Source organism: Streptomyces sp. NBC_00846 (assembly GCF_045207325.1).
In the GTDB taxonomy this organism is placed as follows: Bacteria; Actinomycetota; Actinomycetes; order Streptomycetales; family Streptomycetaceae; genus Streptomyces.
On sequence record NZ_CP108846.1, the window covers coordinates 2,593,475 to 2,604,860 of the forward strand.

Consider the following 11,386-nt stretch of genomic DNA (forward strand, 5'->3'; position numbering starts at 1 on the left):
CCACGCTAAGGCTTGTGGTCCGGCATTGGCTCGGGCAGTCCTGCGTACCAGCCCTGGACGGCCAGCCAGAATCCGGCCAGCACCATGGCGACGAGCGCGACGCGGCCTGCGTAGCCGGTAACGGACGGCCTGATCACCCATCGCCTGGGCAGAAACCACGCTGCCAAAGCGGCTACCACTCCGACGAGAACGGTCAGCGGAAGCTCCGCGTACAGCACGCTCCAGTCCGGCCCTGCTTCGAATCCGGCGCGCGCCCGGAGTTCGGCATCCGCGGCCCATCCCAGCAGCCCTACGAATCCACCGGCCAGGGCCACCCCGGTACCACTCAGCGTTTCAACGTGTTCCCTCATGATCACTAGAGACGCCGGCTGCTCCGTGGAAGTTCCCGGCGAGCCGCACGATCCTCCGCCGCGAGACAGGATCGACGGCCCCCGCCTCTCGGTGGTCAACTCCGCAGGTCACACGCATGACCTACATGGCCGTCGGCAGAACCGATTCAGCGGATCCCGTCCGGGTGAAGGCACCCCACATTCGGAATTAGCCGCAGTTCAGGAGCTCACACTTGGGCCGTTTCCGCTTCCCCCCGCACAAGGAGTGCCCTCATGCGTCTTCGTTCCACCGTGGCTGCCGCCTTCGGCGCGCTCGCACTCATCGTGACCGTGCCGACCTCGGCCGGTGCGGCCTCCGGCGACTTCACGTACACGTACTCCGGTCTCGACGGCTCTCCGCAGCTCGGCTTCCTCATCGACCCGCCGAGCCAGATGTGCATCACCCTGCCCGAGGTCGCCGACCCCGCTTCGTCGAACCCGGCGCACACCCCGTGGAACTTCACCGACTCCAGCGCGACGGTCTTCACCGGTGCCAACTGCCAGGGCGACTACTTCACTCTCCGGCCCGACGGCGGCCACGCCACCAGCCGGCTGAAGCTCCGCTCGGTCGTCTTCAGCTGATCCCCCCCCCGATCCGTCCGCCCCGGTACGAGCCGCGCCGCGCTCGTGCCGGGGCGGTGTCGTTCACGGGAACCGGGGCGGTGTCGTTCACGGGAACGGGTGGGGTGGTGTCGTTACGGGAATGAGTCCCGGTCTTCGCAGGTTGACCGGGTATGGCGACGCCACGTGTGATCCTTTTGCTGTCCGGAAGTCTGCGCAGCGGTTCCTCCAGCGAGACCGTGCTGCGCACCGCGCGGGCCGTGGCGCCCCCGGACGTACGGACCGTTCTCTACGGCGGACTCGCGACGCTCCCGCACTTCAATCCCGATGACGACGCCGATCCACTGCCGGGGCCGGTGGCGGAGCTGCGCGCGGCGATCGACGAGGCGGATGCCGTTCTGGTCTGCACGCCGGAGTACGCGGGGACCCTGCCCGGTTCGTTCAAGAATCTGCTGGACTGGACGGTCGGCTCCACCGAGATCTGCGACAAGCCGACCGCCTGGGTGAACGCCGCGGCCCCCGGCCGTGGCCAGGGCGCGGAGGCCACGCTGCGGACGGTGCTGCGCTACACGGGCGCCGACATCGTGGAGCCGGCCTGCGTACGGATCGCCGTGGACCGGGACACGGTCGACGCGGACGGGATCATCACCGATCCGGGCGCCCGCGAGCGGCTGGGTCTGGCGCTCGGGCTGCTGACGGTGCGGGCCGCGGAAGCCGAGCAGGAGTAGAGCAGGAGTAGGGTCCTGGCTCCGCGTGGGCGGCCTCGCGGAGTCGGCGCCCCCGCCCCGTCGGCGCTCGCCCGGTCGCCCGGTGGGCGTCAGCGGTAGTCCTCCGGGTGGCTCTGCATCCAGGTGTTGATGCGGTCGCGGGTGCCGATCAGTTCGGAGCGGTGCTTCTCCAGGTTGTCCGTGGAGGTGTCACCGTTCAGCGTCTTGCGCAGGTCGCTGATCCGGGCCAGCGGCTCCTTGAAGTGGACGGGGCCCTGGCCGTCCGCCTTCATCGCCTTCTCCAGGCGGACCAGTTCGTCGTTCACCCGGCCCAGGAAGTAGGCGCAGTTCGCCGATCCCGGGGTGCAGGTGTCGTTCAGCGTCGTCTGGAGGCCTGCGAAGGCGTCGCGTACGGCCTCTGGTCTGTCAGCAGCCGCCTCGGCCATGACCGACGCGTTCACGGACGGCGCCACGTTCGCAACGTCGTCACCCGGCCCCTGCGACGTGGTCGCGCCGGTGCAGCCCACCAGGCCCGCCCCGAGAACTGCTGCCGCGGCCACGGCCGTTGCGGTGGCGCGCACATGGGTGCGGATGGACATGAGGCCCCCCTCGTCCGGATGGCCCAGACCCTACATGCCCGGGCCGGCGTCGCCGGTTCCTCACCCCGTGATCAGGGCCTGCAACGCGGGCGCGTACAGGTCCGCGATGTGTTCGGGGGTGGCGTCCGCGCCGGCGCCCTCGCGGTGGAGGCTGAGAGTGGCACCGAGGCCGAGGAGGTGTCCGGCGATCAGTTCGGCGCGCAGGGTGGATTCGGGGCCGGGGAGGCGGGCGGCCAGGGAGTCGGTGACCTGTTCGTGAAAACGGTCGCGCAGCAGGGAGCGTTCGTCGCGGTTGCCGAGCGAGAAGACGACCCGCAGCAGTGGGTCGGACTGCAGTTCCCGGCGGCGGCGCACCAGCGTCACCACCATGTGGCGGCCCAGCATGTCGAGGGGGGCGTCGAAGAGTTCGGCGGCGGCGGGGCCGAAGTCGGCGACGGTGTTGAAGAGTTCTTCCTTGCGGCCGAAGTGCTTCACGACGAGGGACGGGCTCACCCCGGCGTCGGCCGCTATGCCCCTGATGGTCACGTCGGCGTACGGACGCTGTGTGAACGCCCGGCGCGCGGCGCGCAGGATCGCGTCCCGGCCCGTGCCCGGATCGGCCGCGGTCGGTCCCGGCACCGGTCCTGGCGCCGGCGCCGGTCCCGGTACGGTCGCCTGGCCGCTGATCATGCGCCCTCCTGAGTCTCCCGGATCTCCCGGATCTCCCGGACCGGCATCGTCCGCACGCCGTCCTTCCGGTCGCCCGCGACGTTGCGGCTGCTCCCTTCGACCGTACCCGTACCCGTCCCCGCCTCCGTACCCGTACCTGTACCTGCCGCCTCGGGTGCACGGCTGCCCGGCAGGCACAGCGAGACCAGCAGCGCCGCGAGCGCCGCGCCCGCCGCGATCAGGAAGACCACCTGGTAGGCGTGGAGCGTCGGGGCCGTCCTGCCGCCCGCCACGAACGTGATGCCGGCGAGGACCGCGGCCACCGTCGCGCTGCAGAAGGCCTGCCCGATCGACCTCATCAAGGTGTTGAGGCCGTTGGCCGCGCCCGTCTCGCTGACCGGCACGCCGCGCATGACCAGCGCGGGCAGCGCCGAATACGCGATGGCCGTGCCCGAGGCGACGACCGTCGCACCCGCGATGATCAGCCAGAGGCTGTGGCTCGTGAAGTACCGCACCACGTATCCGGCGGCGATCACACCCGCCGCCAGCGCCAGGCTGACCTTCGGGCCGTACCTTCCGGAGATCCGCGCCGAGACCGGCGAGAGCGCCACCATCATCACGCCGCCCGGCAGCAGACACAGTCCGCTGACGACGATCGAGGCGCCGAGCCCGTATCCCGTCTCCTTCGGCTCCTGCACCATCTGCGCGGTGACCAGGGAGTTGGCGTAGAAGGCGAAGCCGATCAGCAGGGCGGCGACGTTGGTGAGCAGGACGGCAGGGCGGGCCGAGATCCGCAGGTCGACCATGGGCGTCGGGACGCGGAGCTCGTACGCCCCCCAGAGCAGCGCCACCACCACGGCGGCCGCCAGCAGACCGACCGTGCGGCCCGACGTCCAGCCCCAGTCGGCGCCCTGGGTGACCGCGAGCAGCAGACAGACCAGGGCCCCGGACAGCCCCAGCGCGCCGACGGCGTCGAAGCGGCCACGGGTGCGGAGCCGGGATTCCGGCACGCACCACAGCACCAGCACGATGTCGATGACGCCGATCACGCCCGAGACCCAGAACATCGTGTGCCAGTCGAAGTTCTCGACGACGAGAGCCGCGACCGGCAGCCCGACCGCCGCGCCGATGCCGAGCGTCGAGCTCATCAGGGCCACGGCGGACAGCACCCGCTCGGGCGGGAGTTCGTCGCGCAGGATACTGATGCCCAGCGGGACGACGGCGAGCGCCGCACCCTGCAGGGCGCGGCCGGTGATCAGTACGCCGATGTGGGAGCTGACCGCGCACAGGACCGAGCCCGCCACCAGCACCATGAGCGAGGCGATGAGCACCCGCCGCTTGCCGTACATGTCGCCGACCCGGCCCAGGACGGGCGTGAACACGGCGCCGGTGAGCAGGGTGACGGTGACCAGCCAGCTGGCGGCGGCCGGGGTGGCGCCGGTCAGGGCCGGGATGTGCGGGAGCAGGGGTACGACGATCGTCTGCATCACCGCGACCACGACACCGCAGAAGGCCAGCACGCCGACGGCGAAGCGGGGGTGCGGGGTCTCGTCGGTGGCGGCGGGCGGGGCGGGTATGTCCGCGGGCATGGCTCTCCGTACGGTGCTCGGCGGCAAGGGTGCCGCGCGCGGGCGCCGCACGCGAGGGAACGACGCAGGGGTGTACATGCGTTCACCCCCAGGGTAAACGCATGTACACCCCCTCGGCGACCGTTTGTCCGGCCGCCGCGTTAGCCTCGAAGACCCGGGCTCCGGGCCCGGACGACTCGGACAAGAAGGCGAAGGTGGCTGCGATGGCGAAGGTTCCGGCAGCGGCGGTGGCGGCGAGCGGACTGGTCGGCGGGTACGCCGTCGCACGATGGACCAAGAAACGGCAGCTGGGCGGGGTCGCCCTCGCCGCCGCGGGCGCGGTCGCCGCGTACCAGTGGAACCGGCAGGCCGGACCGCGCGCGGCCGTCGGGCTGACCACCGCGTACGTCGCCGCGTTCGCCGGTTCGCACCCGCTGGCCAAGAAGGTCGGCGCCTGGCCCGCCGTGTTCACCGTCGCGGGAAGCATGGCCGCCGCGTCGTGGGCGGTCACCCGCCGGGCCGCCTGAATCACGTACGGGCGTACGGAACAGGGGCGGGGCTTTTGAAACCCCGCCCCCGCTGTCCGAGCTCCCCTACGCCCCCAGCGCCCGCGACACCGTATAGATCAGCAGCCCCGCCAGCGCACCCACCACCGTGCCGTTGATTCGGATGAACTGCAGGTCACGGCCGATGTGCGCCTCGATCTTCTTCGACGTCTGGGCCGCGTCCCAGCCCGCGACCGTGTCGCTGATCAGCGAGGTGATCTCCGCGCGGTACGTCGTGACGACATAGACCGCCGCGTCCTCCAGCCAGCCCTCCAGCTTGGCCTGCATCCGCCCGTCCGTCGCCAGCCGCGCGCCGAACGTCAGCAACGAGGCCCGCGCCCGTAGCCGCAGCTCGCTCTGCTCGTCGTCCGCCGCCGTGATGATCATCGTGCGTACGGACGACCAGGCCGAAGCGATGACCTCCTGGACCTCACCGCGCCCCAGGATCTCCGACTTCAGCCGCTCCACCCGCGCCCGGGTGTCCTCGTCCGTCTGGAGATCGGCCGCGAAGTCCGTCAGGAACGTGTCGATCGACGCGCGCGCCGGGTGGCCTGGCATGTCCCGCATCTCCGTGACGAAGCGCAGCAGCTCCTTGTAGACCCGCTCCCCCACCCGCTTGTCGACGAACCGCGGCGTCCAGCCCGGCGCTCCGCCCTGCACCGCGTTCATCACCGAATCGCCGTGCAGCACCAGCCAGTCGTGGGCGCGCACACAGATCAGGTCCACCACCCTGCGGTGGCCGCCGTCGGCGACGATCTTCTCCAGCATCTTGCCGAGCCCCGGAGCGATCTCCGCCGCGTTGGCCCGCCGGGTGATCGCCTCACCCACCACGGCCTGCACATCGGAGTCCCGCAGCACCGTCAGCGCGCCGCGCAGCGCGGTCGACAGCTCAGCGGTGACCCGGTCGGCGTGGGCCGGCTCGGCCAGCCAGGCCCCGACCCGGCCACCGATACCGAGAGCGTGTATGCGGCTGCGTACGACATCACCGGAGAGAAAATTCTCGCCGACGAAGGAACCCAGCGAGGCTCCGAGCTGGTCCTTCTTGGTGGGAATGATGGCGGTGTGCGGGATCGGCAGGCCGAGCGGACGCTTGAACAGCGCCGTGACGGCGAACCAGTCGGCCAGCGCACCCACCATCCCCGCCTCGGCGGCAGCGGCGACGAAGCCCGGCCAGCCGCCCACACCCGCGTTCTTCGCCCAGGTGGCGAGGACGTACACCAGCGCGACCAGCAGGAGGAGGCCCGTGGCCGTGGTCTTCATCCTGCGAACGCCGCGCCGCTTCTCCTCGTCGGCAGCGGTGTACGCGAACGAGGCGAGGGAGGGCGGGCGGCCGCCGGTCACCGGACGGGCCGCACCCGCCACCCGCTCCCGGGCACGCCCCTGCTGCCCCGCACCCTGTTCCCCGGGTCCGGTCCGATCGATCCGTTCCATCCGCTCCACCCGTCCGCGTACGCATCGCCCCCGGCGTCCCGTACGCATTGTCCCTACCTGACCTACTCCCGGGCCGCACGTCGAGTTCCCGACGCCCTCCCTCATCATGGGATCACCCCGACCGACTGCTAGGAGAACCACCGCTCATGCCCAGGCGCCAGCAGTACGCCCTGCACATCGCCCTCGTGGCGGGCACCGCCGTGCTCGCCGCCGGTGTGGCGTTCGCCGGATCGCTGCTCTTCACCGGCTCCGCCGCCCGGTCGCAGCGGATCGCCGCACCCGACCCGTGGGGCTTCGCCCGTAAGCCCGCCGCACCGGCTCACTCCACCGGCCTGTGGTTCGGCACCTGGGCAGCGGCCCCCACCGCCGGGGTGACCGACACCTACCACGGCAACGACCTGAGGCGGCGCACCATACGTAACGTCGTTCACACCAGCATCGGCGGCGACGCGGCCCGCATCACCCTCTCCAACCTCTTCGGTACGTACCCGCTGGTCATCGACCACGCCACGGTGAACACCCGCCCCGTGACGTTCCGCGGCATGGGCGCCGTGACCATCGCCGCGGGCGGACAGATCGTCAGCGACCCGGTCCTCGTCCCGGTCGCCGCCGACGCCGATCTCGTCGTCACCCTGCGCACCCCCACCGCCGAAGGCCCCGTCACCGTCCACGAGGGCACCCACCAGACGTCATACGTGGAGGACGAACGGGGCACCTGGCGTACCACCAGCTGGCGCTACCTCACCGCCGTCGACGTGCACAACGGGGCCGCCGCCGGAACGATCGCCGTGATCGGCGACTCGCTCACCTCGGGCTCCGGCTCCACCCTCGACGCGAACAGCCGCTGGCCCGACGTGCTCGCCGACCGGCTCGGCGGCCGGTACGGAGTGGTCAACACGGGCATCGCGGGCAACCGCATCCTGCGCGACGGCCGCGGCGTACGGGCGAGCGCCCGCTTCGACCGCGACGTACTGGACGTCGCCGGGGTGAAGACGGTCGTCATCGCGCTCGGTATCAACGACGTGCAGCAGTTCCCGCAGGAAACCGACCCGCAGCGCATCGCGGACGCCCTGCACTCCCTGACCCGGCGCGCCCACGCACGCGGGCTGCGGGTCGTCGGGGCGACGCTGATGCCGTACGAGGGGTACCGCACATGGACTCCCGCGCGCAACGCCGTACGGGAACGGGTCAACGAGCTGATCCGGGCGGGCGGGGTCTTCGACTCGTTCATCGACTTCGACGAGGCGGCCCGGGACCCGTTCCACCCGACCCGGCTGCTGCCCGCCTACGACAGCGGCGACCACCTCCACCTGAACGACGCGGGCTACCGGCGGCTGGGTTCACGGGTGGACCTCGCGGCCCTGCACCACAGCGGGCCCGTCTCGGACCAGTTCTGACGGCGGGTCCGGGGCCGGCCATGGCGAAGGCCGCGTCAGCCCTCGCCCTTCTCCAGCCGGCCCCGCCCGCGCTCCCGCTCCCGTTCCAGCGCCCACGCCCGCTCCGCGTCCTTCAGCCGCCGCTTCTCCGCCTTGCTCCGCTTGCGCTCCACGCCGACGCCGCCCATCAGCGCGAACCCGGTGACCCGCACCCGCGGGGCGTCGGGGGACGGAACTCCCTCGTCCTTCGAGCGCTCGCCGAAACCGCCCATGATGCCGACGCCCCTGACCTCCACGTTCAGCTCGGGCGGGACCGTCACCTGCATACCGCCCATGATCGTGATGCAGCGGATGACCACCTCGCGGTCCTCGAAGTTGGCCTCGCGCAGGTCGATCTCACCGCCGCCCCACATCGCGAACGCGGTGAACTTCCGGCCCACCGTCCAGTTACCCCGGCGGCCGAAACCGCCCCAGAACGCGAACGCACCACCCGACGTGGCGGGCTTGCCGATACGGTCCGCCCAGGGCACCGCCGAACCCGTCGCCGCGGCTGCCGGGGCCGGACCCAACGGGGCCACCGCCGTGCCCGGCGCCGGGAGGTCACGTACGAGCGGTTCCAGCTCCCCGTGCGTACGCGCCTTGTAGGCCGCTTCGAGCCGGTGCTCGAACTCTTCCATCTCCAGCCGGCCCTCGGCCACCGCCTCGCGCAAGGTCTCGGCGACTCGCTCGCGCTCGGCATCGGAAGCGCGCATGTCAGGGAGGTCACTTGTCATGCGCTCAGCCTATTGAACGCCCACACTCCCGTCACCGATCTACTGGGCGGTGGCCGACACGTACATCTTCGCGATCACGGCCTCGATGTCCGGCTCCCGCACCGACAGGTCGACCAGGGGATACTCCGCGGCGATCCGGGCGACCAGCGGCGCGGCCGACTCCGAGGCCGGGAAGGCCAGCCACTGGCGCGGCCCCTCCACCTTCACCGTACGCACCGAGGGCACCGACTCCAGCCGGATCGGCGGGAGTTGATGCTCCAGATCGACCACCAGCGTCCGCTCACTCTCCCCCACCTCGTGCAGCCCGGCGATCGCACCGTCGTACATGAGCCGGCCGTGGTCGATCACCATCACACGCTTGCAGAGCTGCTCGATATCCGTCAGATCGTGGGTGGTGAGCAGCACGGTCGTACCGCGGTCGGCATTCAAGTCCCGCAGGAACCCCCGGACTTTGGCCTTGGACACGACGTCGAGGCCGATCGTCGGCTCGTCCAGGTACAGCACCTCGGGATCGTGCAGCAGCGCCGCCGCGATGTCCCCGCGCATCCGCTGCCCGAGCGACAGCTGCCGTACGGGCACGTCCAACAGCTCGCCCAGGTCGAGGAGTTCGACGCAGCGGTCCAGGTTCTCGCGGTAGCGGGCGTCGGGGATCCGGTACATCCGGTGCATCAGCCGGTACGAGTCGCGCAGCGGCAGGTCCCACCAGAGCGTGGTGCGCTGGCCGAATACCACACCGATCCGGTGTGCCAGCCTCGTCCGCTCCCTGGACGGGTCGATGCCCGCCACCCGCAGCCGGCCGCCGCTCGGGGTGAGGATGCCGGTCAGCATCTTGATCGTGGTCGACTTCCCGGCACCGTTCGGCCCGATGTAGCCGACCATCTCGCCGCGCGCGACGCGGAAGCTGATGGAGTCGACCGCCCGCACCTGGCGGCGTTCACCCCGCATGAAGCCGGTCCTGCGACGCACGTCGAAGACCTTTTCGACGTTGTCGAGCTGAATGAAGTCGGTGCCGCTGCCGGTGTCGACGTCGGATTTCATGTCGTCCAGTACCCCTGCCGTTGTGTTTGCCCTGCCCTGCTCTGCCGCGCTTCGGTGTTTCGTCAACTGCCCGTACTGCGGTACGCGCGCAGCCCCACGCGCCAGGCCAGACCCGCGAGCAGCCAGCACAGGCCCGCCACCACCGGGGGCAGGAACGCCACCCAGTCCGGCAGGCCCAGCGGATAGTCCCGGCCCAGCACGTACAGCGCGGGCAGCCAGTTCACGAACGCCAGCGGCACCACGAACGTCACCCCGCGCACCAGGTCCTTCGCGAAGATCGACGGCGGGTACTGGAGCAGCGTGTTCCCTCCGTACGTGAACGAGTTCTGCACCTCCGAGGCGTCCTGGGCGAAGAACTGGAACGCCGCCCCGGCCACGAACACCGCCGCGAAGATCGCCGCCCCGCTCAGCAGCATCAGCGGGATCATCACCACCTTCAGCGGCGTCCACGCGATGTCCAGCGTCACCAGCGCGTACCCGAGCACCAGCCCGCCCTGGGTGATCCGCCCCAGCCTGCGCAGCGCGAACCGGTCCGCCGCGACCTGCGCGAGCACCGGCACCGGACGTACCAGCAGCGTGTCCAGCGTGCCGTCGCGCACCCGCCGCCCCAGCCGGTCCATCGAACCCAGCACCAGGTCGGCGAGGCCGAACGCGGTGCCCGCGGCCCCGTACAGCAACGCGACCTCCGGCAACGTGTAACCGCCTAGCGCGTCCACGTGCGAGAACATCAGCAAAATCGCCACGAAGTCGAAGGCGGTCGCCGCGAAGTTCCCGAACGCCGTCATCGCGAACGAGGCGCGGTACGCCATCGTCGAACGCAGCCACATCGCCGCGATCAGCCCGTACGCCCGGACTCCCTCGACCAGCCTCGACCGCTCGACGTACACCACTTCGGGCGCATCCGCCACCCCGGCCCCCGCCGCCTCCACCGCACCGGCCGTCGTCTCAGCCACCCTGGACCACCACCCTCCTCGTCGCCACCGACTGCACCAGCCGGCCCACCAGCAGCAGCGTCAGCGCCCAGCCACCCTGGAAGGCGTACGCCTCCACCAGCCCCCAGCCCGTCCGCTTCCCGAGCAGCACATCGGCCGGCACCTGGAGCAGCGAGGACCACGGGAGCACCCGCGCGACGTCGCCCAGCACCCCGGGGAACAGCGTCAGCGGGAGCAGCATCCCGGAGAAGAACAGCCCGGCCAGGGCCGTCATCTGCGACACCCCGGCCCCGTCCAGCAGCCAGAACGCGGAGAGCGCCACCAGATAGCGGATCGCGAAACTGACCACGACACCGAGCGTCACCGAGACGAGGAAGGCCAGCCAGATCCCCGGCGAGGCGGGCAGCGCCAGATCGAAAGCGAGCGAACCCAGCAGCATCGGCACGATGCCGCGGCCCAGCAGATGGAACGCAGCCCGCCCCAAGTCGCCTGCCATCCACCACAGTTGGAGGTCCACGGGACGGTAGAGGTCGACCGCGACATCGCCGGTGCGAATCCGCTCGATCAGCTCGTCCTCGAAACCGCCGCCCATCATGGCGCAGGTCATCAGCAGCGCCTGCCCCAGCCACACATAAGTGAGCGCCTGAGACATGTCATAACCGCCGAGCTGCGGACGCTGGTCCCACAGCGCCACATAGGCGTACGCCATGATGAACCCGAAGACGGTGTTGGTGAAGACTCCCGCCGCCGTCGCCATCCGGTATGTGGCATAGCGCCGGAACCCTCCCGCCGCCACCACCGTGTACAGCCGCACCGCATTCACCCCCTGTGCTCGGGCGC

13 protein-coding genes are annotated in these 11,386 nt (G+C 70.9%); 4 read left to right on the forward strand and 9 right to left on the reverse strand.

Features of this window, described 5'->3' with window-relative positions:
- Positions 1 to 5: 5 nt before the first annotated feature.
- Positions 6 to 350 carry a hypothetical protein gene (locus OG936_RS11955; RefSeq protein WP_406494473.1) on the reverse strand — a complete coding sequence of 115 codons (345 nt, stop codon included), beginning with the start codon at positions 348 to 350 and terminating at the stop codon, positions 6 to 8.
- Positions 351 to 602: 252 nt separating this feature from the next.
- Between OG936_RS11955 and OG936_RS11960 the strand changes: the two genes are divergently transcribed.
- A complete protein-coding gene (locus OG936_RS11960) occupies positions 603 to 950 on the forward strand; it encodes a hypothetical protein (protein ID WP_406494474.1) in 348 nt (115 codons plus the stop codon).
- Positions 951 to 1,102: 152 nt separating this feature from the next.
- A complete protein-coding gene (locus OG936_RS11965) occupies positions 1,103 to 1,657 on the forward strand; it encodes an NADPH-dependent FMN reductase (protein ID WP_406494476.1) in 555 nt (184 codons plus the stop codon).
- A gap of 89 nt (positions 1,658 to 1,746) precedes the next feature.
- Here the strand turns inward: OG936_RS11965 and OG936_RS11970 are convergent, their stop codons facing one another.
- Genes OG936_RS11970 through OG936_RS11980 form a run of 3 tightly spaced genes read right to left on the reverse strand, consistent with a single transcriptional unit; the run spans position 1,747 to position 4,472 of the window.
- Positions 1,747 to 2,235: a hypothetical protein gene (locus tag OG936_RS11970; RefSeq protein ID WP_406494478.1), complete on the reverse strand. Its 489-nt coding sequence runs from the start codon at positions 2,233 to 2,235 to the stop codon at positions 1,747 to 1,749.
- Positions 2,236 to 2,295: 60 nt separating this feature from the next.
- Positions 2,296 to 2,904 (reverse strand): TetR family transcriptional regulator, encoded by a 609-nt coding sequence (locus OG936_RS11975; RefSeq protein ID WP_406494480.1) that lies wholly within the window; start codon positions 2,902 to 2,904, stop codon positions 2,296 to 2,298.
- Complete coding sequence (locus OG936_RS11980; protein ID WP_406494481.1) at positions 2,901 to 4,472, reverse strand: MFS transporter; 1,572 nt, start codon at positions 4,470 to 4,472, stop codon at positions 2,901 to 2,903. Before OG936_RS11980 ends, OG936_RS11975 begins: the two co-directional genes overlap by 4 nt.
- 203 nt (positions 4,473 to 4,675) lie before the next feature.
- Between OG936_RS11980 and OG936_RS11985 the strand changes: the two genes are divergently transcribed.
- Entirely contained in the window at positions 4,676 to 4,978 is a 303-nt protein-coding gene (locus OG936_RS11985) for a hypothetical protein (RefSeq protein ID WP_406500408.1), read from the forward strand.
- A 66-nt stretch (positions 4,979 to 5,044) separates the two neighbouring features.
- Here the strand turns inward: OG936_RS11985 and OG936_RS11990 are convergent, their stop codons facing one another.
- The gene (locus OG936_RS11990; RefSeq protein ID WP_406494483.1) at positions 5,045 to 6,427 is read right to left on the reverse strand and encodes a DUF445 domain-containing protein; all 1,383 of its coding nucleotides are present in this window, start codon (positions 6,425 to 6,427) and stop codon (positions 5,045 to 5,047) included.
- Positions 6,428 to 6,573: 146 nt separating this feature from the next.
- Between OG936_RS11990 and OG936_RS11995 the strand changes: the two genes are divergently transcribed.
- The gene (locus OG936_RS11995) at positions 6,574 to 7,824 is read left to right on the forward strand and encodes an SGNH/GDSL hydrolase family protein (RefSeq protein WP_406494484.1); all 1,251 of its coding nucleotides are present in this window, start codon (positions 6,574 to 6,576) and stop codon (positions 7,822 to 7,824) included.
- 35 nt (positions 7,825 to 7,859) lie between these two features.
- Here the strand turns inward: OG936_RS11995 and OG936_RS12000 are convergent, their stop codons facing one another.
- From OG936_RS12000 to OG936_RS12015, 4 genes are all read right to left on the reverse strand, one after another.
- On the reverse strand, positions 7,860 to 8,555 hold the full coding sequence (locus OG936_RS12000; protein ID WP_406500409.1) for a DUF1707 domain-containing protein: 696 nt from the start codon (positions 8,553 to 8,555) through the stop codon (positions 7,860 to 7,862).
- A gap of 60 nt (positions 8,556 to 8,615) precedes the next feature.
- Positions 8,616 to 9,614 carry an ATP-binding cassette domain-containing protein gene (locus OG936_RS12005; protein WP_406494485.1) on the reverse strand — a complete coding sequence of 333 codons (999 nt, stop codon included), beginning with the start codon at positions 9,612 to 9,614 and terminating at the stop codon, positions 8,616 to 8,618.
- A gap of 62 nt (positions 9,615 to 9,676) precedes the next feature.
- A complete protein-coding gene (locus OG936_RS12010; protein WP_406500410.1) occupies positions 9,677 to 10,522 on the reverse strand; it encodes an ABC transporter permease in 846 nt (281 codons plus the stop codon).
- A 37-nt stretch (positions 10,523 to 10,559) separates the two neighbouring features.
- Positions 10,560 to 11,360, reverse strand: a complete 801-nt coding sequence (locus tag OG936_RS12015; RefSeq protein ID WP_406494487.1) for an ABC transporter permease — start codon at positions 11,358 to 11,360, stop codon at positions 10,560 to 10,562.
- Between the last annotated feature and the right edge of the window lie 26 nt (positions 11,361 to 11,386).

Excerpts from the sequence above, each read along its gene's own strand:
- OG936_RS12000 (WP_406500409.1), bottom strand. The coding sequence starts at position 8,555 with ATGCGCGCTTCCGATGCCGAGCGCGAGCGAGTCGCCGAGACCTTGCGC.
- OG936_RS12005 (WP_406494485.1), bottom strand. The coding sequence starts at position 9,614 with ATGAAATCCGACGTCGACACCGGCAGCGGCACCGACTTCATTCAGCTC.
- OG936_RS11970 (WP_406494478.1), bottom strand. The coding sequence starts at position 2,235 with ATGTCCATCCGCACCCATGTGCGCGCCACCGCAACGGCCGTGGCCGCG.
- OG936_RS11960 (WP_406494474.1), top strand. The coding sequence starts at position 603 with ATGCGTCTTCGTTCCACCGTGGCTGCCGCCTTCGGCGCGCTCGCACTC.
- OG936_RS11990 (WP_406494483.1), bottom strand. The coding sequence starts at position 6,427 with ATGGAACGGATCGATCGGACCGGACCCGGGGAACAGGGTGCGGGGCAG.
- OG936_RS11995 (WP_406494484.1), top strand. The coding sequence starts at position 6,574 with ATGCCCAGGCGCCAGCAGTACGCCCTGCACATCGCCCTCGTGGCGGGC.
- OG936_RS11985 (WP_406500408.1), top strand. The coding sequence starts at position 4,676 with ATGGCGAAGGTTCCGGCAGCGGCGGTGGCGGCGAGCGGACTGGTCGGC.
- OG936_RS11980 (WP_406494481.1), bottom strand. The coding sequence starts at position 4,472 with ATGCCCGCGGACATACCCGCCCCGCCCGCCGCCACCGACGAGACCCCG.
- OG936_RS11955 (WP_406494473.1), bottom strand. The coding sequence starts at position 350 with ATGAGGGAACACGTTGAAACGCTGAGTGGTACCGGGGTGGCCCTGGCC.
- OG936_RS11965 (WP_406494476.1), top strand. The coding sequence starts at position 1,103 with ATGGCGACGCCACGTGTGATCCTTTTGCTGTCCGGAAGTCTGCGCAGC.
- OG936_RS11975 (WP_406494480.1), bottom strand. The coding sequence starts at position 2,904 with ATGATCAGCGGCCAGGCGACCGTACCGGGACCGGCGCCGGCGCCAGGA.